Source organism: Arthrobacter sp. AL12, from assembly GCF_029960645.1.
Taxonomy (GTDB): domain Bacteria; phylum Actinomycetota; class Actinomycetes; order Actinomycetales; family Micrococcaceae; genus Arthrobacter.
In genome coordinates, this window is sequence record NZ_JASBQY010000013.1 from 1 (window position 1) to 17,368 (window position 17,368).

Here is a 17,368-nt window from a genome sequence, read left to right on the forward strand (position 1 = left end):
CGCCACGCACGCCGGAATAGCGGCCACTCGTGGCAAATCGACGCAAGGCGGTGGCACGCCGGGCACCCATCTGACACGAATGGCCGCTAAGCGGGGAGGCTTAGCGGCCATGCGTGACAGATGCGTGGCGGGCGAACCGCGGAGGGTAAGGGCCGCGGGCTACAGCCCCGAGTAGGAGTGCAGGCCGTTGAAGAACTGGTTCACGATGGTGAAGTTGAAGACCACGCAGAGGTAGCCGACGATCGAGAGCCAGGCCGCGCGGGTTCCGGTCCAGCCGCGGGTGGCGCGGGCGTGCAGGTAGCCGGCGTAGACCACCCAGATCACGAAGGTCCACACTTCCTTGGTGTCCCAGCCCCAGAACCGGCCCCAGGCCTTCTCCGCCCAGATGGCGCCGAACATGAGCGTGAAGGTCCAGCCGACAAATGCGATGGCGTTGATCCGGTACGAGAGGTTCTCCAGGCTCAGCGCGGACGGCACGAGGCGCATGAAGCCCAGCTTGTCGGCACCCCCGGCCGCGATGGTCTTCTGCCGGTGCGTCTGGACCAGCTGCAGCGCGGACATCGCGAAGGTCAGGGTGAACAGCGCCGAGGACAGCACGGCGATCGAGACGTGGATGATCAGCCAGTAGCTCTGCAGCGCGGGAACGAGGTGCCCCACCGGCGTCCAGTACGCCACGGAGGCAGCCACGAGCATGATGATCGCCAGGCCCACCACGAAGGTGCCGAGGAAGCGCAGGTCGCGCCGGACCAGGACCAGCAGGAAGACCGCCACGGCCACGAACGCGCCGGTGGTGAGGAACTCGTACATGTTCCCCCACGGCACCCGGCCCGCGCCGAGGGCCCGGGTGATGACGCCGGCCGCGTGGATGGCGGCACCGAGCACGGTCAGGGCGACGGCGACCCGGGCGGGGGCGCGGCGCTCGGCGGCGTAGCGCATGGTGCCGTCGGCTGTGTGGCCGATCCCGGCGGCGTTCCCGCCGGAACCGCCGGCCACGGACGATGTCGGACGCTCGGCCCGGCCCACAGGCCCGGCCACGTCCCCGTCGGCGCGGTCAACAGTACCGGCGGAGGAGGAGGCCCCGACGCCGGCGGCCACCGGGACGCGGGCGGCCGCGGCACCGGCGAGCCCGGCGGCCTTGAGGTCCACCGCGCGCAGCGTTTTGCTGCTCTTGGCCAGGTCCCACGCGAAGGCGATGAACGCCACCGTGTAGGTGCCTGCGGCGAGGAGCATGAACAACTCGCTGTACTGGCCCATGGTTTCGTTGATGGGGAGCATTACTGTTCCTTCTTTGACTCGGAAGAGCCTGCTGTTGACTGGATGAAGTCTGCTGCGGGGTGGTCCGGGGAGGCCTGCCCGACATCGGCACTGGCACCCGCACTGGCACCGGGCCGTGTGGTGTCCGCCCGGTTATTATCCGCTCCCCCGCTGGGAGCCGACTGGGAGCCGCCGTCGTCGTCGAGATCCCAGGCCCCGGCGAGCAGCCTGCGGATCGCGGCGGCCTCCCCGGCCAGCCGGTGGTCCTCGCCGCGGGCCAGGAGACCGTACTCGACCATGGTGCGGCCGTCCGCGTGCGTTCCGGTCCGGACCCAGACGCGGCGGCGGTTCACGTACAGCGAGGTGACCAGGCCGGCCACCGCCAGCAGCGCGAAGATCAGGGCGTAGAGCTGGCCTGGGTTGTGGTGGATGTCGACGCCGATGTAGCGCTTCACGCCGCCGAAGCTGATGGTGCCCTTGCCGTCCGGGAGGGTGTAGCTGGTGCCCGGGGAGAGGGTGATGCCGCCGGCGTCGAGGTTGCGGGCGTTGAGCGGGGTGAGCTTCTTGACGTCGAGCTCGAAGACGTTCTGCGGGGCGCCGTCGTCCAGGCCGAGGTCGCCGTAGTACGAGTTCAGGGTCAGCTGCGGGTTGAACAGCTCCGGATCGCCGCTGAAGGACACGCCTTCCTCGGTGACGAACGCGGTGGGCAGGAAGAACCCGGCGAAGGCGAGCTGATCCGGTTTGGCGTCGGGGACCTTGATGACGGCGGAGGAGTAGTAGTTGTCGCCCTGCAGCTTGGCCACGACCGGGCCCTGCATGGCGATGTTGCCGGCGCCGTCGCGGATGGTGACCACCGGGGCGTAGCCATTGCCGGTGAGGTACATACTGGTGCCGCCGAGGGTGAGCGGGTCGTTGACCTTCAGCACCTCTTTCCGGGCGGGTGCGTCCGGGGATTCCCGGGTGGTGACGTCGGCCTGGAAGTCGATGGGCTGGCCTATCTTGCCCTGGGACTCCCGGTCGAAGGTGATCTGGAACTTGTCCAGCTGGACCGAGTACGGCTCCAGCTGGCTGCTCTGGAAATTGCTGCCCGGGGTGAACTGGTCGTAGCCGACGAGCGTGTTCACGAAGGTGTCGCCCTCCACGAGGATCCGCTGCCCGCTGTAGCCGAACAGCCCGCCGACCGCGACCGAGACGAGCACACCGATCAGGGCGGTATGGAAGACCAGGTTGCCGACCTCGCGCAGGAAGCCGCGCTCGGCACCGATCGAGGGCCGGGCGCCGTCGCGGTCGCGGACGTCGACGCGGTAGCCGCGCTTCGTCAGCAGCCCGGCGGCGTCGTCAATGGCGCGCGACGCCGGGACCCCGGCCCCGGCGGGGAGCACGAGGGTGCCGTATTCGGGCAGCCGGGACAGCCGCGCGGGCGTCCGCGGCGGCTGGGAGCGCATGGCCTTGTAGTGCGCGATGGCGCGCGGGACCACACAGCCGATCAGCGAGATGAAGAGCAGGATGTAGATCGCCGAGAACCACGCCGAGGAGTACACGTCGTAGAGCTGGAGCGAGTCGAGGATTTTGCCGTAGTCCGGGTTGTCCTTGATGTACTGCGTGACGATCGAGGGGTTCGCGGGCCGCTGCGGGAACAGCGAACCGGGAACCGCGCCGACCGCCAGCATCAGCAGCAGGAACAGCGCGGTGCGCATGCTGGTCAGCTGGGTCCAGGCCCAGCGGAGCATGCCCAGCGGCCCGAGCGTGGGAAGGACAGCTTCAGCCTTGGCGGCGGCCACAGGGCTGCCGCCGGACATGGAGCCGGACTTGGTGCCGGACTTCCCGGCGGACGCGCCGTCGGGTTGGCTGCCGCCGGACGTGGCGCCGGGGGCCGGGGACTTCTTCTCTTCGTTCACTCGCTCGCTCATCAGATCGGCAATTTCACATCGGTTTGGAACCAGTACTGCAATTCGGAAACCCAGGTTCCCCAGACGCCGCTGGCCATCAGCAGGCCCAGCCCCACCAGGATGCCGCCGCCGATGCGCTGGATGGCGAGCCGGTGCTTGCGGAAGAAGGACATCACGCCGATCCCGCGGCGCACGGCCAGGGCGATCAGCAGGAACGGGATGCCCAGGCCCAGGCTGTAGACGAAGGCCAGGAACGCGCCTTTCGCGGCCGAGGACCCGCCGGAGAGGCTCAGCAGCTGGACGGCGGAGTAGGTCGGGCCGATGCAGGGCGCCCAGCCGAGGCCGAAGGTGATGCCCAGCAGCGGCGCGCCCCACAGCCCGGCTGGCGGCTTCGACTGGATCTTGGCGTCACGCTGGAGCCAGCCGAAGCCGCCCATGAACACCACGCCCATGACGATCACGAGGAGGCCCAGGACCTGGGTGATCCAGGCATTCTGCGAGCCGGTGATCAGCGTCCCCAGCTGCCCGAAAGCCCCGCCGAGCAGCACAAAAATCACCGAGAAGCCCAGGACAAAAAGCCCGATGCCGGCCAGCATGCGGCCGCGCTTCTGCTTCTGGAGGTCGACGCCGGTCAGTCCCGTGACGTAGCCCAGGTACCCCGGCACGAGGGGCAGCACGCAGGGCGAGAGGAAAGAGACGAAGCCGGCGAGCAGTGCCACGGGGATGGCCAGCAGCAGCGATCCGCTCAGGATGGCTTCGGCGAAGGGGCTGTTCACGGTGGCTGTCCGTCCGCTACTCGGCCACGGCAGCGGCGATGAGGGACTTCAGGGTCCCACTTTGGATCTCGCCGAGGACACGGGAGGCCACGCGTCCCTGCTTGTCGAGCACCAGCGTGGTGGGCACGGCCCCCGGCGGAACCAGCCCGGACACGGCCAGCAGCACAGCGCCGTCCTTGTCGTTGAAGCTCGGGTAGGTCAGGTTGAAGCTCTTCTCGAACGCTTCCGCCGTGGCCTTCTCGTCGCGGAGGTTGACCCCGAAGAACTGCACACCCTGGGTCTTGAACTCCTGGTGCAGGGCCTCCAGCTCGGGCGCCTCCACCCGGCAGGGCGCGCAGGCCGCGAACCAGAAGTTGAGCACGGTCACCTTGCCCTGGAAGGCCTCGGGTGTCACCGCGGTGCCGTCAAACAGCGTGCCCTCGATAGGGATGGCGCTCTTACGGTCCGCGGCGGCGAACTCGGTCACCGAACCGTCCCCGGCCACGTAGTTCTTGTTGTCGCCGGCCTTGGCCTGCTGCGCCAGCGCGTCCTCCTGGGCGCAGCCGGAGAGTCCCAGCACGACGGCGAGCGCCGCACCGCCCGCCGTCAGGACGCTGCGGCGGGACACCGGGAATGCGTTGCCGTGGTTTGCGGTCATGCTCAGGCTCCGGGGGTGCTGGAGGCACCGGGGAGAAGGGCGGCAGCAGGCTCGCTGTACTCGACGCGCAGGAGGTTCCCGGCGTCGTCGAACACCAGCGAAGTGACCGAGGTGAGGGTGCATTCGCGTTGGCGCGGATCATGCCACAGCGGCCGGCCCTCGGCGCTGAGCCGGGTGGCCCAGATGGGCAGCTGGTGGCTGACGAGGATGGCCTCGGCGCCGTCGCCGCCGAGCTCGATGGCGCGCAGCCGGGCGTCCTGCACCGCGGCGATGACCCGGGCGGCCTGGTCCTTGTAGGGCTCGCCCCAGGAGGGCCGGAACGGGTTGCGCAGCATGGGCCAGTGCTTGGGCCTGAGGATCTCGCCCTTGTTGACGTGGAGGCCCTCGAAGTAGTTGGCCGCCTCGATGATCCGGTCCTCGCTGGTGATCCCGAGGCTGAGCGCCTCGGCGATGGGCTGCGCCGTTTCCTGCGCTCGGGTCAGCGGCGAGGCGGCGAGGTGGACGATGTTGGCCCCCTGAGCGGCCCGCGCGCTGAAGTGCTCCGCAAGCACCCGGGCCATCTCCTGGCCGAGTTCGGAGAGATGGAACTCGGGCAGCCTGCCGTACAGGACGCCGTCGGGATTGTAGACCTCGCCGTGGCGGAGCAAATGAACAGTGGCTTGGGGCATGTGTACCAGTTTCTCAAAGGGCAGGGGCAATGACGAAATCTTCTACACGAAGTAGAACTGAAGAGTTTGAAGAAATGTTCCCCGGAGTTGGAATAAAAGATGCAAATGCATGTTTATACTGGGTGAAGCAGTTAGTTGAGACTTCAACAAATGATGCTTCAACTGACGATTAGACCACCCGCACGACCCACCCGACTCAAGGAGCAACACCATGGCACTTCCCGCTAACGTCACCACCGGCACCTGGACCCTCGACAACTCGCACAGCGAGATCGCCTTCACCGTCCGCCATGCTGGCATCAGCAAGGTCCGCGGTCAGTTCAAGGACGCCGAGGCTAGCCTGGACCTCGCCGAGAACGTGGCCGACTCCAAGGTCAGCGCCACGATCCAGACCGCGAGCTTCGATTCCGGCGACGCCAACCGCGACGGCCACGTCCGCGGCGAGGACTTCTTCGACGTCGAGAAGTTCCCGGAAATCTCCTTCGTCTCCCACAGCATCGTCCCCAAGGGCGACAGCTACGAGCTCCAGGGCGAGCTGACCATCAAGGGTGTTACCCGCCAGGTGGCCCTCGAGACCGAGTTCAACGGCGTTGCCGTGGACCCGTTCGGCATGACCCGCGCCGGCCTGTCCGCCGAGACCACGATCAGCCGCAAGGACTTCGGCCTGACCTGGAACGCCGTCCTCGAAGCAGGCGGCGTGCTCGTCAGCGACAAGGTTGCCGTCAACCTCGAGCTGGCCTTCATCGCTCCCGCAGCCTAGTCACCCAACGCTTGACCGGCCGGCCCCAGGGGCTGGCCGGACCCGCGGTCTCGAGCCGCCGGCACCCCGCTCCGTCCGTGTGACGGAGCGGGGTGCTGTACTTAATCCGGGGGTTTTCCGGGGAGCGCGGCGGCGGCGGGGCGGACCCGGGAGTCGGCGCCGGGGAACGACGGCGTCGTAGCTGCGGCGTCGGGGCGGCGGCGCCCCGGAAATGCAAGTCCCGCGGAGCGCGGACTGCCCGCGGCTGAGGGCGCCCCGACATGCCCCGCAACATGCCGAAGTTCCCTCCAGACCGGCGTACCCGCGGTCTAAAGTGGGAGCCATGAGCAACCCCCGTGAGGTACCTCAGCCGCAGCATCCTGGCGACCCGACGCCGGGAAAGCCGGCACCAGGCCAGGAGTCCTCGAACCGGCCGCGGGGCCAGCCTGCGGGCAAGACGATTGGCGGATTCCGCTTTGAGATGCCGACGGACCGGCCCCGAAATTTCAATGACGTGATGCCCCACGGCGGATTCTCCGGCATGTTCACGGTCAGCTGGCTGCCAATCGAGCTCAAAATCGCCTACTGGATCTGGCTCGTCAGCGGACTGCTGGGCCTGCTGGGCGGCGTCGTCGGCCTCTTCAAGGCGTTCGTGCTCCTCGCAGTCGTTCCGGGCCTGGGCTTCCTGGTGCTCCTGCTGGTGCTGGTGGCACTGGCCCTTTCGGGGGCACAGGTCATCCTGGCGATGAAGATGAAGGAGGGCCGCGAGTGGGCCCGCTTCGCGCTCACGATTGTCGCCGGCATTTCCCTGATTCTTGCGGTCCTCAACACCAGCGCGGCGGACGGCCGTGGAGCAGGCAGTTGGCCGAGCTTCACCATCAGTCTGGTGGCCACCGTGCTGATGTGGCTGCCCAACTCCCAGGCGTGGTTCTCCTCGCTGCGGGGCCGGGCCTGACCTGCGCCCTACCTGCGCCTGATCCGGACCTGACCTGCGCCTTAGCAGGTTCCGGGCAATCTAGGCTGCCCGGGGAACCGGCCCCCTGATCGGCGCCGGGGCCCCGGTGAGAATACCTCTCCGGAATGATCCGCGCGGGCGACCGCCCGCGGTACGGTGTACGTAAACCATGCTGGGGGCAGGGCAGGAAGCTGTTTCCGGTATCCGAATCAGACCGCCACGCAAAGGAACGCCCATGAGCATCCCCCCAGTCCCGCCGTCGAACCCGGACTCCCCCGAGCCGGGCGAAAAGCCGCCGTCGAACCCGCAGTACGGCCAGAACGCACCCTCCGCGCCGCAGTACGGCGAGCAGCCGCCGTCGAACCCGCAGTACGGCCAGAACGCACCCTCCGCGCCGCAGTACGGCGAGCAGCCGCCGTCGAACCCGCAGTACGGCCAGAACGCACCTTCCGCGCCGCAGTACGGCCAGGCCCCGTCCGCGCCGCCGTACGGACAGCAGGCTCCGCAGTACGGCCAGAACGCCCCGCAGCTTCCCCAGTACGGCCAGAACCCGCCGCAGTACAACAAGCAGGCTCCCCAGTACGGCCAGCCCGGGTACGGCCAGTCCCCCTACGCCCAGTTCCCGTCCGAGCAGCCGCAGGCCATGGCGGGCACGGCTGGCACGCCCAAGCTCGTCAACACGGCCTTCTGGCTCATCGTCGCTGCCGGCGCGGTATGGGTTTTGTCGCTCCTGATGGCGATCGGCATGATCGACTCCCCCGCGATGCGGGCCCAGTTCGAGGAGCAGATGGCCGGGAGCGGCGCTGAGATCAGGTACGAAGACGTCAAAGGATTCCTGGTCGGCAGCATCGTGGTCTTCGCCGTGATCGGCGCCGGGCTCTACGCGCTCGTGGCCTTGAACGTGCGCAAAGGCAAGAACTGGGCGCGGATCCTCGGGACGGTCTTCGCCGCCCTGTCCCTCCTCAGCATCGCTCCGCTGAGCCTCGGCACGCTGGCCGTCCTGCTCGGCATCGCAGGCATTGTCATGCTGTACCTGCCGGCCACGTCGCCGTACTTCGCCAAGCGGCAGCCGTTCGCCAACCCGTACGGGCAGCCGGGCGGACCGTACTAAGCCGCAGGCACCAGCGCAGCGGGCGCGGGAGCCGGAGTGGCCGACTGACTAGTCGGCATCCTCCGGCTCCTGCGCCCTTTGTGCGTGATAGGCAAGGATCTGCAGTTCGGTGGCCATGTCCACCTTGCGCAGGTTCACCCCGGGCGGCACCTGCAGCATCACCGGGGCGAAGCTGAGGATGCTCCGCACACCGGCGGCAATGACCCGGTCGCAGACGTCCTGCGCCACGGCGGCCGGCAGTGCCAGCACCACCATGTTGGCGCCGGTCCGCTGCAGCACCGGTTCGAGATCGGCAGCGTCACTGACACGCAGCCAGCCCACCTCGCTGCCCACCACCATCTGGTCCGCGTCGAAGATCGCCACAATGTCGAAGCCCCGGGATTCGAATCCGCCGTACCGGGCCAGCGCCTTGCCGAGGTTGCCGGCGCCGACGATGGCGACCTTCCAGTCACGAGTCAGGCCCAGCGCAGCGGCGATATGCCGGTTAAGGTACTGCACCTCGTAGCCGACGCCACGGGTTCCGTAGGAGCCGACGTAGGACAGGTCTTTGCGGAGCGTGGACGAACTGACCCCGGAGGCCTCGGCCAGGGACTCGGACGAGACCCTATCAATGCCTTCGGCAAGCAGGATGCTGAGGGCGCGCAGATAAATGGTCAGCCGGGCCACGGCCGCGGGCGGGATCTGCTTGGCGGCAGTCCCAGCTCCCCCGGGCATCGCGTCAGGGGATGAATCCAGCGAAGTCACTATCAGCTCCATTGAGTCGCGTTATGACCTCCACTCTAGGGCCCCGGCAGTTCAGCGAACAAAGCCGCCGCGCCTCAAGCCTGTTGGCCCAGCGCCCGCCGCAGCGTCCGCTCCAGCCGGGCTTCGTCGATCTTCCAGAAGTCCCGCTGGACGCCGTCCACCAGCACCACAGGGATCTCCTCCGCAAAACGTTCGCGCAAGTCTGCGTCGTCATCGATGGACTGCTCACGCCAGCTGATCCCGAGACCCTGGGTGACACGGTCGACGGCGGCGCGTGCCGCAGAGCACAGATGGCAGTCAGCTTTGGTGATCAGGACGACGTCGGGGCTGGGCATGACTCCACGGTAGCCCGGCAGCCCCTCCCGCGTCGAAGCCCTCGAGATGTCCGGCGCCGCCGCCGCGGGCCCGCGACGGGAACCGGGCCCGGGGTTGACTAGACTCGTGCCATGCCCGAAGAGAAGCACGCCGTTGTGGTCACCGAGCCCGTTGCTGCACAGCCTGTTGCAGTAGCGCAGCACGGCGAAGCCGCGTTCTTCGACGTCGACAACACCCTCATGCGGGGGGCCAGCCTGTTCCACGTGGCCCGCAAGATGCACCAGCGCGGGGCCTTCACGATTCCGCAGGCGCTCGGTATTGCCTGGAAGCAGTTCATGTTCGTGGTGCGCGGCGAGAAGATGGATGACGTCCATGCCGTCCGCGACACCGCCCTGGGCCTGGCCGCCGGCTTCACCGTTGAGGACATTGAAGTCCTCGGCGAAGAGGTTTATGACGAAATGATTGAATCCCGGATCTGGCCGGGAGCCAAGGCACTGGCGGAGCAGCACCTCCGGGTGGGCCGCAGGGTCTGGCTCGTGACCGCCACGCCCATCGAGGTGGCCACGGTGATCTCCACCAGGCTGGGCCTCACCGGCGCGCTCGGCACGGTCGGCGAAATCATCGACGGCTCCTACACCGGCCGGCTGGTCGGCGAGATCCTGCACGGCCCCGCCAAGGCGGTGGCCGTCCAAGCAATGGCCGAGGCCGAGGGCCTGGACCTGGCCCGGTGCTGGGCGTACAGCGATTCGCGCAACGACATCCCGCTCCTGAGCATGGTGGGGCACCCCGTGGCCATCAACCCGGATTCCGGTCTCCGCCGCCACGCCCGCGACAACAACTGGCCGGTCTACGACTTCCGCGCCGGACGCCGCGCAGCCACCCTGGGGCTCAAGGCCGCGACCGTCGGAGGGGCCATCTACGGCCTCTGGCGCGGGTTCTCCCGCTTCCGCGGCCCCACGGTCTGACCCCAAGCGCCACCTTCCGCACCACCTATCCGGTCCAGCGCCACACTTACGGCTGGGCGCCACGCATACGGCTCAGCGCTGCGTTTCCGGTCCAGCGCCACACTTACGGCTCCGCGCTACGTTTCTGGTCCGGCGCTACGCGGATCCGCGTAGCGCCCGTCCCCACCCGCGTCGCCGTTCCGAAAGCGCGTCGCCGGTCCGAACCAGGCGCGGAAATGCCAAAAGAAAATGCCCGCTGCCGGAAAGGCAACGGGCATTCACATGATGCGAAGTATCTCTACTTCTTATTGCGACGCTGGTGGCGCGTCTTGCGAAGCAGCTTGCGGTGCTTCTTCTTGGCCATACGCTTGCGACGCTTCTTAATAACTGAACCCACGAAAGTTCCTTACCGGCTAGATGCAGTCCCTGCCTGTTGGAAAGGGTCCGCGGGCTAAGCAGCAGACTGTACAACTGACAGGTTCTTACAATGACGTAAAACGTTCCTTAACAGGGTACCGCCTATCGGGGGCACACCACGACCGCAGGCACCATCCGGGCCTGCAGATCCTAATTCCGTCCGCAGAAGACGGTGGATGCTCAGCCTGTTTCCGTGTTCCCGTCGACCACAGCACCCTTTAGGTACTGTTCGACGGCTGCTTCCGGCACCCGGTAGGAGCGACCGAAACGGACAGCCGGCATCTCGCCGGAATGAACTAGTCGGTACACGGTCATTTTGGACACGCGCATCACATCCGCGACTTCCGCCACGGTCAAGAAGCGCGCATTGGAGAAGTTAGCCTCCGAAGACATTTCCTTATTCCTTTGCTCAAGCGAACGGCAGCCTCATCTGAAAGACATGGCGGTGTGCCGATGCTGAGCCATCAAACAACCATGTGTTAGATACTCTAGGGGCTGATGGTGCCAATGTGAAAGAGTTGCGCAGGAATCCCCCGGGCCCCGCACCGGCTTTAGCCGCACCACCCCCGCCTCACCACTCGGGCCGCCGCACCACGGGCCCCGCAGTTTCGCCTAGCCCCGGGTCCGGCGGACACGTGCGGAGGCTGCCAGCTGTGCGAGGACCGAGGCCGTGACATCCCAGTCCATACAGGCGTCCGTGACGCTCTGGCCGTAGACCAGATCATCGGTTCCGGCGGCGTGCTCGGCGACGTCGAGGTTCTGCGCCCCGCTGACGAGGAAACTCTCCAGCATGACGCCGGCGATGGCACCTGCCGAGGTGCCGCCGTTTTCCAGTTGCGCACCGATTTCGAAGGCCACTTCGGCCTGCCGGTGGTGGTTCTTGCCGCTGTTGGCGTGGCTCGCGTCAACGATGAGCCGCGGGTTGAGCTGCTTGGCGGCCAGTTTGGCGGTGGTGTCTTCCACGTCGGCGGCGGAGTAGTTCGGTCCCTTGCGTCCGCCGCGCAGGATGATGTGTGTGTCGGGGTTGCCGGCGGTGGAGACCAGGGCGGCCCGGCCCTCGCCGTCGATGCCGAGAAATGCCTGGGCTGCGCCGGCGGCGCTGCACGCGTCGAGCGCGACCTGGAGGTCGCCGTCGGTCCCGTTTTTGAACCCGATCGGCATGGACAGCCCGGACGCCAGCTGGCGGTGGATCTGGCTTTCGGTGGTGCGGGCACCGATGGCGCCCCAGGAGACGAGGTCCGCCATGTACTGCGGGCTGATCGGTTCCAGGAACTCGGTGCCGGCCGGCAGCCCGAGTGCGGTGACCTGCTGCAGGAAGCGGCGCGCGGCGCGGAGCCCGGCGGCGATGTCGTGGCTGCCGTCGAGCCGGGGGTCGTTGATCAGGCCCTTCCAGCCCACCGTGGTGCGGGGCTTTTCGAAGTAGGCCCGCATCACCACCAGCAGGTCTTCCTTGTGCTTCTCGGCCTGGCTGACCAGCCGGCGGGCGTATTCGAGGCCGGCCTTGGGATCGTGGATGGAGCACGGGCCCACGACGACGAGCAGGCGGTCATCGACGCCGTCCATGATCGCGCGGACCTCGTCCCGGCCCCGCGCCACGGTCTCGGCCAGGCGGGGATCCAGCGGCAGCTCCGCGACGATTTCCTGCGGGGTGGGCAGTGGGGTGAACTCGCTGACGCGCAGGTTGGACGTGGACTGCTGGGATGCGGGGGCTGCTTCGATGCTCATGGGGGTCCTGTTCCGGGGTGCGGAGCGGGCCCTGGTCAGAACCCGCCGGGAAATGGCGAAGGGCAGAGAATGATCTCTGCCCTGTTGGCTCTGAAGGAAGGTTGGATGCGTGTCAGCTAGACGCGGGCCCCTCCAGAGCCAACGAAAAATACGCATACCAACGGTTTGTCATGCTGTGACGATAGCCCGGCGGTTGTCTTCCCGGCAAAATCCGGGTCGTAACATTCCGTCCCTGGCCGGGAGACCAGCCGCGGGGCAGCGTGCAGATCAGGACCCGGACCCCAGCCCGGCTTCCGCGTAGTAGCCCTCGATGTGGTCCGCCACCAGCTGCGCCGCGCGGCCGCCGTCGTGGTCGGAGATGGCTGCCAGGATGCCCCGGTGTTCGGCCCGGAGCCGCACCGCCGTGGCCTCCCAGTCCGGGAGGTTTCCGGTCAGCCGTCCGGCATAATCCTGGATGGCTTCGCGGAGGGAGCCCATCATGGCGCTGACGACGGCATTGCCCGCGGCGTCCGCGAGGGCCAGGTGGAAGCGGACATCCAGGGCCAGGAACGCCTCCGTCTCGGCGCAGCTGTCCATTTGCTCCAGCAGCCGGGCCGCCTCGGCCAGCGCGGGCGACTCCGGGCGTGCCCGGGAAGCGGCCCAGGATTCGAGCAGCACGCGTGTCTCCACAATGTCCCTGACGGGCAGGTGCGAGGTGGCGACGTGCAGCCGGAGCGCCGAGCCCAGCGCCGCCGTCGGGTCGGCAATCACGACGGTCCCCGCCTCCGGGCCAGACCCCACCCCGGCCCGGAGCACACCCATGGCCTCCAGCACGCGGATGGCCTCGCGGACGGAGGTGCGGGAGACCTGGAGCTGCTCGGCGAGGGAACGCTCGGCCGGAAGCCGTCCACCGAGGGCCAGTTGCCCGCTGGAGAGCTGGCTCTCGATCCACTGCAGGACAAGCTGGTGCGTACGCATGGGCACATCCTACTTGATGTGGTTGGACCACACGCCTAGACTGTGGTTGGACCACACCCCGGCGGCTGCATTTTGTTCTGAGTCCGGCGGGGATTCCGACATCCAGGAACATGAGACCTGCCCGGAGGCAGCAATGACGCAGACCATCGAGCCCGGCAACCCCGAGGCGCCCACGCAACCCGAAGACACCGTCGCGGGCACCCGCTCCGCCGCAGCCGCCCCGGGGATCATTCCGGCGGCCCTCAAGCGCCGCGTCCCCAAGTACTCGGACCTCGCCCCGCTGATGCAGTTCAAGAAGCCCGAATTCAGCCGCGCCGCCCGGCTGCGGCGCGCCAGCACCATCTGGGACCTCCGCGACCAGGCCAAGCGACGCACCCCGCAGGCCCCGTTCGACTACACCGACGGCGCGGCCGAAGCGGAGATCACCCTGCGCCGCGCCCGCGAGGCGTTCCTGGACATCGAGTTCCGGCCCGGCATCCTCCGTAATGTCTCCAAAATAGACCTGACCACCGACATCCTCGGCAAGTCGTCCCGGCTGCCGGTCGGCATCGCACCCACCGGCTTCACCCGGATGATGCAGTCCGAGGGCGAATACGCCGGTTCCCAGGCCGCCGCGGCTGCCGGCATCCCGTACACGCTCTCAACCATGGGCACGGCCTCCATCGAGGACGTGGCCGCCGCCGCGCCGGACGGCCGGAACTGGTTCCAGCTCTACCTGTGGACCGACCGGGACCGCTCGCTGGAGCTGATCGAACGCGCCGCCAGGGCCGGCAACGACACCCTGATGGTCACCGTGGACACCGCCGTCGCCGGGGCACGGTTGCGCGATGTCCGCAACGGCATGACCATTCCCCCGGCGCTGACGATCAAAACCGTGCTGGATGCCTCCTACCGGCCGGAGTGGTGGTTCAATTTCCTCACCCACGAGCCGCTGACCTTCGCCTCGCTGTCCCGCTACACCGGCACCGTCGCGGACCTGATCAACTCGATGTTCGACCCCACCCTGACCTTCGATGACCTCGACTGGCTGCGCGAAACCTGGCAGGGCAAGCTCGTGGTCAAGGGCATCCAGACCGTGGAGGACGCCCGCCGGGTTGTGGACCACGGGGCCGACGGCGTGGTGCTCTCCAACCATGGCGGACGCCAGCTGGACCGCGCCCCGATCCCGTTCCACCTGCTCCCCGACGTGAAGGCTGCGCTGAGGGCTGACAACAGCGACGCCGCGATCATCCTGGACACCGGCATCATGAGCGGCGCGGACATCATAGCCGCTCTGGCCCTGGGCGCGGACTTCACGATGATCGGCCGCGCCTACCTCTACGGCCTGATGGCCGGCGGGCGGGCCGGCGTGGACCGGGCCCTCGAGATCCTGGAAAAAGACATGCTCCGCACCATGGCCCTGCTCGGTGTCAGCCGGATCTCGGAGCTGACCCCGGACCACGTGCGGCTCCTCTCCGAGTAGCCTGCAGTTCCGCGAGTGGGCAGTTCGCGGCGGTGTTCGACCGGAACACCGCCGCGAACTGCCCACTCGGCGCCCTTGGCGGAGTCGGGTCCTAAATGAGCCCCTGGGCGAGCAAAGAGCGATGTGGCGCGGCACACACCCGAGCTGGCGGGCCCGGAACGGCCTGGGCTACTTCTTGCGGCCGAACTTCGGCAGGCTAGCCAGAAGGTCGGCGGCGCGAGTGGCGGCCCGGCCGACAGTGCGGCCGATCTGCTGCGGCATTTTGTCCTCGCCCGCCGTGCCGACCGGAAGAACGACGGCGGGGCTCAGCGGGCTTCCGGCGGGCCGTCCGGCGAGCGCCGCGGCGGGCTGCGACGCCGGGCCGGAGTACGGCGAGGCGGGCGCGGCTGGTGCTGTGGGCGGGGTGGCCGTGGCGGCTGCGGCGAGGGTGTCGGGGACGGGCTGGAGCCGTGGTTCCGCCGTCCTGGTCGGTGACGGTTCCGGTGTGGCGGCAGCGCCGACGTCGAACGTCTCCAGCCAGCTGGCGATCCCGGCCAGCGGCTTGGGGTTGAGCGTGTAGTAGCGCTTCTGGCCCTGGGCGCGCATGCTGACCAGGTCCGCTTCGCGGAGTACCTTCAGATGTTTGGAAATGGTCGGCTGGCTGGCCTCGAGCTCCTGGACCAGCTCCCCCACTGCCTTGTCCCCCTTGCGGAGGGATACCAGAATGTCACGCCGGGTTGCCTCAGCAATGACGGCAAATACGTCGTCTGTCACCATGCCCTCCACACTAGCGACATATACGCCGGATGGCATCCACCAATTATGACCCCGGCTGGAGCGGCGGGCATTGCCCCCTTCCGGGCTCGGTGCTAAAACGGACGCACCGCCTACCCGGCAGGTCAGGCCGCAGCCTACCGACGCAGAGGAGTGGACCACCATGGGGGATTTCTTCCGTAACCAGCTGTTCAACATCATCGCTGCCGTGTTCCTGGCCCTGTTCGTGATCGTCTGGGGCAGCGTGCTGGTCCAGGTCTGGGTGTTCGTTCCTGAGGTCCCGGACACGGCGCCCACGCTGAACGGCGCCGTCGTCTGCGCCGCCGGGGCACTGTCCACCTCACTTAGTTCACTGACCGCCTCGGCACTCGGCTTCACCATGGCCGAGGTGCGTCGGGAGGAGCAGAGTGGCAACGCGGAGGCTGCCCGCCAGGCCCGGGCCGGCGTCTTCGAGGCCAGCGGGTTCACTTCAAAGCTGTCGGGCCGGGTCATCGCAGCGTTGATCGTGTACCTCGTGGTCGGGCTGCTGGTGCTCGGCGTGTGGCTGGCGAAAGGCACCGCCTCAACCGACCTGATCGGCGCGTTCTCACTCTCGCTGCTGGGCTGGATCATCGGGGCGGCCGGCGTGGTGTTCCAAACCGAGAAGCCCAGCCCGCAGGCGTCCGAGGCCGGCTAGCCGGGTACCCATCCAACTCGCAGCAGGGGCCGTTTTCAGGGCTCATAACGGCCGCAACGGCCAGCCCGCTAGTCGAACCAGGGGTCCAGCCCGTAGAGCGGGAAGATCTCCTTGCGGGTGGCCATGACCGTCCGGTCCACCTCGTCGTTCGGGTCGAAGCCGACCTCCCAGGAGCGCCACCAGAGATCGACGTCGTCGCCCATCATTTCCGGCGCGGCGACCCCGTACTTGTCCCCGTATTTTTCCTTCACGTAGCTGCGCCAGTCCTCCGGCACCGGGGTGCGCAGCGGGACGGGGCGCCCGGCAGCGATCGCGATCAGGTGGCTCCAGGCCCGCGGCACCACGGTGATGACGTTGTAGCCCCCGCCGCCGGTGGAGATCCAGCGGTTCTCGCAGTACCTGGCCGCGAGGTTGCCGATCGCGGTGGCGGCCTCCCGCTGGGCGTCGACGCTGATGTTGAGGTGGGTGAGCGGGTCCAGCCGGTGGGAGTCGCAGCCGTGCTGGCTCACGATGACCTCGGGCTCGAAGGAGCCCACCAGTTGCGGCACCACGGCGTGGAAGGCGCGCAGCCAGCCGCCGTCCCCGGTGCCGGCCGGCAGGGCGATGTTCACGGCGCTGCCCTGCGCGTTGGGCCCGCCGATCTCGTTGGCGTAGCCGGTGCCCGGGAACAAGGTCAGCCCCGTCTCGTGCAGGGAGATCGTCAGCACGCGCGGGTCGTCCCAGAAGATGCTCTGGGTTCCGTCGCCGTGGTGTGCGTCGATGTCGATGTACACCACGCGCTGCAGACCGCCGTCGAGCAGCCGCTGGATGGCGAGGGCCGCGTCGTTGTAAATGCAGAAGCCGCTCGCTCGCTCGCGGGCCGCGTGGTGCATGCCCCCGCCGAAGTTCACCGCCCGGACGGCACTGCCGTCCAGGATGGCGGCGGCGGCGAGGAGGGAGCCGCCGGCCAGCCGGGCACTGGCCTCGTGCATCCCGGCGAAGGCCGGGTCATCCTCGGTGCCGAGACCGCGTTCCAGGTCCGGGGTGCCGGGATCCGCGCTGACGCGCCGCACGGCCGCGACGAACTCGGGGCTGTGGACGGTGGCCAGTTCCGCGTCGCTGGCGACGTGCGGGGCCGAGACTGAGACGTGCTCCAGGTCCAGCAGACCGAGGCTTCCGGCCAGCCTGGCGGTGAGCTCCATCCGCTCCGGGGCCATCGGGTGGCTGTGGCCGAAGTTGTAGGCGGTCATGGAGGGATCCCACACCACCGTCGTTGGCAGTGCGGCCTTGGCGAGCCCGGGAAGGTATGTCATCAATCACAGGCTACCCGAGCGCGGGGTCCCGTCCCCCAGTCATTGCGGGGGGTT

At 68.1% G+C, this 17,368-nt stretch carries 19 protein-coding genes; 6 read left to right on the top strand and 13 right to left on the bottom strand.

From position 1 onward, the window contains the following. Window positions 1-159: 159 nt before the first annotated feature. From ccsB to QK291_RS13745, 5 genes are read right to left on the bottom strand one after another with little or no spacing between them, the layout of a single operon-like run. Window positions 160-1,275: a c-type cytochrome biogenesis protein CcsB gene (gene ccsB, locus QK291_RS13725; RefSeq protein ID WP_282382816.1), complete on the bottom strand. Its 1,116-nt coding sequence runs from the start codon at window positions 1,273-1,275 to the stop codon at window positions 160-162. After that, entirely contained in the window at window positions 1,275-3,164 is a 1,890-nt protein-coding gene (locus QK291_RS13730) for a cytochrome c biogenesis protein ResB (protein ID WP_282382818.1), read from the bottom strand. The genes ccsB and QK291_RS13730 overlap by 1 nt, the downstream gene beginning before the upstream one ends. Further along, the gene (locus tag QK291_RS13735; protein ID WP_282382820.1) at window positions 3,164-3,919 is read right to left on the bottom strand and encodes a cytochrome c biogenesis protein CcdA; all 756 of its coding nucleotides are present in this window, start codon (window positions 3,917-3,919) and stop codon (window positions 3,164-3,166) included. The genes QK291_RS13730 and QK291_RS13735 overlap by 1 nt, the downstream gene beginning before the upstream one ends. A gap of 16 nt (window positions 3,920-3,935) precedes the next feature. Further along, the gene (locus QK291_RS13740; protein WP_282382822.1) at window positions 3,936-4,556 is read right to left on the bottom strand and encodes a TlpA disulfide reductase family protein; all 621 of its coding nucleotides are present in this window, start codon (window positions 4,554-4,556) and stop codon (window positions 3,936-3,938) included. Between the two features lie 2 nt (window positions 4,557-4,558). Further along, on the bottom strand, window positions 4,559-5,224 hold the full coding sequence (locus tag QK291_RS13745) for a histidine phosphatase family protein (protein WP_282382825.1): 666 nt from the start codon (window positions 5,222-5,224) through the stop codon (window positions 4,559-4,561). Window positions 5,225-5,435: 211 nt separating this feature from the next. Between QK291_RS13745 and QK291_RS13750 the strand changes: the two genes are divergently transcribed. The 3 genes from QK291_RS13750 (at window position 5,436) to QK291_RS13760 (ending at window position 8,029) form a co-directional block, all read left to right on the top strand. Then, window positions 5,436-5,984 carry a YceI family protein gene (locus QK291_RS13750; RefSeq protein WP_282382826.1) on the top strand — a complete coding sequence of 183 codons (549 nt, stop codon included), beginning with the start codon at window positions 5,436-5,438 and terminating at the stop codon, window positions 5,982-5,984. A gap of 322 nt (window positions 5,985-6,306) precedes the next feature. After that, entirely contained in the window at window positions 6,307-6,918 is a 612-nt protein-coding gene (locus tag QK291_RS13755; RefSeq protein ID WP_282382828.1) for a hypothetical protein, read from the top strand. A 235-nt stretch (window positions 6,919-7,153) separates the two neighbouring features. Next, a complete protein-coding gene (locus tag QK291_RS13760; protein ID WP_282382830.1) occupies window positions 7,154-8,029 on the top strand; it encodes a hypothetical protein in 876 nt (291 codons plus the stop codon). Between the two features lie 48 nt (window positions 8,030-8,077). Here the strand turns inward: QK291_RS13760 and QK291_RS13765 are convergent, their stop codons facing one another. Both QK291_RS13765 and QK291_RS13770 read right to left on the bottom strand, forming a co-directional pair. Then, window positions 8,078-8,773: a redox-sensing transcriptional repressor Rex gene (locus QK291_RS13765; protein WP_282382831.1), complete on the bottom strand. Its 696-nt coding sequence runs from the start codon at window positions 8,771-8,773 to the stop codon at window positions 8,078-8,080. A gap of 74 nt (window positions 8,774-8,847) precedes the next feature. Continuing rightward, a complete protein-coding gene (locus QK291_RS13770; protein ID WP_282382833.1) occupies window positions 8,848-9,108 on the bottom strand; it encodes a glutaredoxin family protein in 261 nt (86 codons plus the stop codon). Window positions 9,109-9,219: 111 nt separating this feature from the next. Between QK291_RS13770 and QK291_RS13775 the strand changes: the two genes are divergently transcribed. After that, on the top strand, window positions 9,220-10,053 hold the full coding sequence (locus QK291_RS13775) for an HAD-IB family hydrolase (RefSeq protein ID WP_282382836.1): 834 nt from the start codon (window positions 9,220-9,222) through the stop codon (window positions 10,051-10,053). A 277-nt stretch (window positions 10,054-10,330) separates the two neighbouring features. On the opposite strand, the gene QK291_RS13780 is transcribed toward QK291_RS13775, so the two are convergent. From QK291_RS13780 to QK291_RS13795, 4 genes are all read right to left on the bottom strand, one after another. Beyond that, window positions 10,331-10,429 (bottom strand): AURKAIP1/COX24 domain-containing protein, encoded by a 99-nt coding sequence (locus tag QK291_RS13780; RefSeq protein ID WP_003792170.1) that lies wholly within the window; start codon window positions 10,427-10,429, stop codon window positions 10,331-10,333. Between the two features lie 200 nt (window positions 10,430-10,629). Beyond that, window positions 10,630-10,842, bottom strand: a complete 213-nt coding sequence (locus tag QK291_RS13785) for a helix-turn-helix domain-containing protein (RefSeq protein ID WP_282382838.1) — start codon at window positions 10,840-10,842, stop codon at window positions 10,630-10,632. Between the two features lie 219 nt (window positions 10,843-11,061). After that, the gene (locus QK291_RS13790; RefSeq protein WP_282382841.1) at window positions 11,062-12,174 is read right to left on the bottom strand and encodes a 3-deoxy-7-phosphoheptulonate synthase; all 1,113 of its coding nucleotides are present in this window, start codon (window positions 12,172-12,174) and stop codon (window positions 11,062-11,064) included. A gap of 267 nt (window positions 12,175-12,441) precedes the next feature. Beyond that, window positions 12,442-13,131 (bottom strand): FCD domain-containing protein, encoded by a 690-nt coding sequence (locus tag QK291_RS13795; RefSeq protein ID WP_282382843.1) that lies wholly within the window; start codon window positions 13,129-13,131, stop codon window positions 12,442-12,444. A 133-nt stretch (window positions 13,132-13,264) separates the two neighbouring features. On the opposite strand from QK291_RS13795, the gene QK291_RS13800 reads away from it, so the two are divergent. Further along, on the top strand, window positions 13,265-14,593 hold the full coding sequence (locus QK291_RS13800; RefSeq protein ID WP_282382846.1) for an alpha-hydroxy acid oxidase: 1,329 nt from the start codon (window positions 13,265-13,267) through the stop codon (window positions 14,591-14,593). 168 nt (window positions 14,594-14,761) lie between these two features. On the opposite strand, the gene QK291_RS13805 is transcribed toward QK291_RS13800, so the two are convergent. Further along, entirely contained in the window at window positions 14,762-15,349 is a 588-nt protein-coding gene (locus QK291_RS13805; RefSeq protein WP_282382848.1) for a metalloregulator ArsR/SmtB family transcription factor, read from the bottom strand. A 160-nt stretch (window positions 15,350-15,509) separates the two neighbouring features. Between QK291_RS13805 and QK291_RS13810 the strand changes: the two genes are divergently transcribed. After that, window positions 15,510-16,022, top strand: coding sequence for a hypothetical protein (locus QK291_RS13810; RefSeq protein ID WP_282382852.1), 513 nt, complete (start codon window positions 15,510-15,512; stop codon window positions 16,020-16,022). 68 nt (window positions 16,023-16,090) lie between these two features. Here QK291_RS13810 and QK291_RS13815 read toward each other — a convergent pair whose 3' ends face one another. After that, a complete protein-coding gene (locus tag QK291_RS13815; RefSeq protein ID WP_282382854.1) occupies window positions 16,091-17,314 on the bottom strand; it encodes an acetoin utilization protein AcuC in 1,224 nt (407 codons plus the stop codon). Between the last annotated feature and the right edge of the window lie 54 nt (window positions 17,315-17,368).

Excerpts from the sequence above, each read along its gene's own strand:
- QK291_RS13810 (WP_282382852.1), top strand. The coding sequence starts at position 15,510 with ATGGGGGATTTCTTCCGTAACCAGCTGTTCAACATCATCGCTGCCGTG.
- QK291_RS13730 (WP_282382818.1), bottom strand. The coding sequence starts at position 3,164 with ATGAGCGAGCGAGTGAACGAAGAGAAGAAGTCCCCGGCCCCCGGCGCC.
- QK291_RS13775 (WP_282382836.1), top strand. The coding sequence starts at position 9,220 with ATGCCCGAAGAGAAGCACGCCGTTGTGGTCACCGAGCCCGTTGCTGCA.
- QK291_RS13815 (WP_282382854.1), bottom strand. The coding sequence starts at position 17,314 with ATGACATACCTTCCCGGGCTCGCCAAGGCCGCACTGCCAACGACGGTG.
- QK291_RS13805 (WP_282382848.1), bottom strand. The coding sequence starts at position 15,349 with ATGGTGACAGACGACGTATTTGCCGTCATTGCTGAGGCAACCCGGCGT.
- QK291_RS13770 (WP_282382833.1), bottom strand. The coding sequence starts at position 9,108 with ATGCCCAGCCCCGACGTCGTCCTGATCACCAAAGCTGACTGCCATCTG.
- QK291_RS13795 (WP_282382843.1), bottom strand. The coding sequence starts at position 13,131 with ATGCGTACGCACCAGCTTGTCCTGCAGTGGATCGAGAGCCAGCTCTCC.
- QK291_RS13755 (WP_282382828.1), top strand. The coding sequence starts at position 6,307 with ATGAGCAACCCCCGTGAGGTACCTCAGCCGCAGCATCCTGGCGACCCG.
- QK291_RS13785 (WP_282382838.1), bottom strand. The coding sequence starts at position 10,842 with ATGTCTTCGGAGGCTAACTTCTCCAATGCGCGCTTCTTGACCGTGGCG.
- QK291_RS13760 (WP_282382830.1), top strand. The coding sequence starts at position 7,154 with ATGAGCATCCCCCCAGTCCCGCCGTCGAACCCGGACTCCCCCGAGCCG.
- QK291_RS13740 (WP_282382822.1), bottom strand. The coding sequence starts at position 4,556 with ATGACCGCAAACCACGGCAACGCATTCCCGGTGTCCCGCCGCAGCGTC.
- QK291_RS13800 (WP_282382846.1), top strand. The coding sequence starts at position 13,265 with ATGACGCAGACCATCGAGCCCGGCAACCCCGAGGCGCCCACGCAACCC.
- ccsB (WP_282382816.1), bottom strand. The coding sequence starts at position 1,275 with ATGCTCCCCATCAACGAAACCATGGGCCAGTACAGCGAGTTGTTCATG.
- QK291_RS13790 (WP_282382841.1), bottom strand. The coding sequence starts at position 12,174 with ATGAGCATCGAAGCAGCCCCCGCATCCCAGCAGTCCACGTCCAACCTG.
- QK291_RS13750 (WP_282382826.1), top strand. The coding sequence starts at position 5,436 with ATGGCACTTCCCGCTAACGTCACCACCGGCACCTGGACCCTCGACAAC.
- QK291_RS13745 (WP_282382825.1), bottom strand. The coding sequence starts at position 5,224 with ATGCCCCAAGCCACTGTTCATTTGCTCCGCCACGGCGAGGTCTACAAT.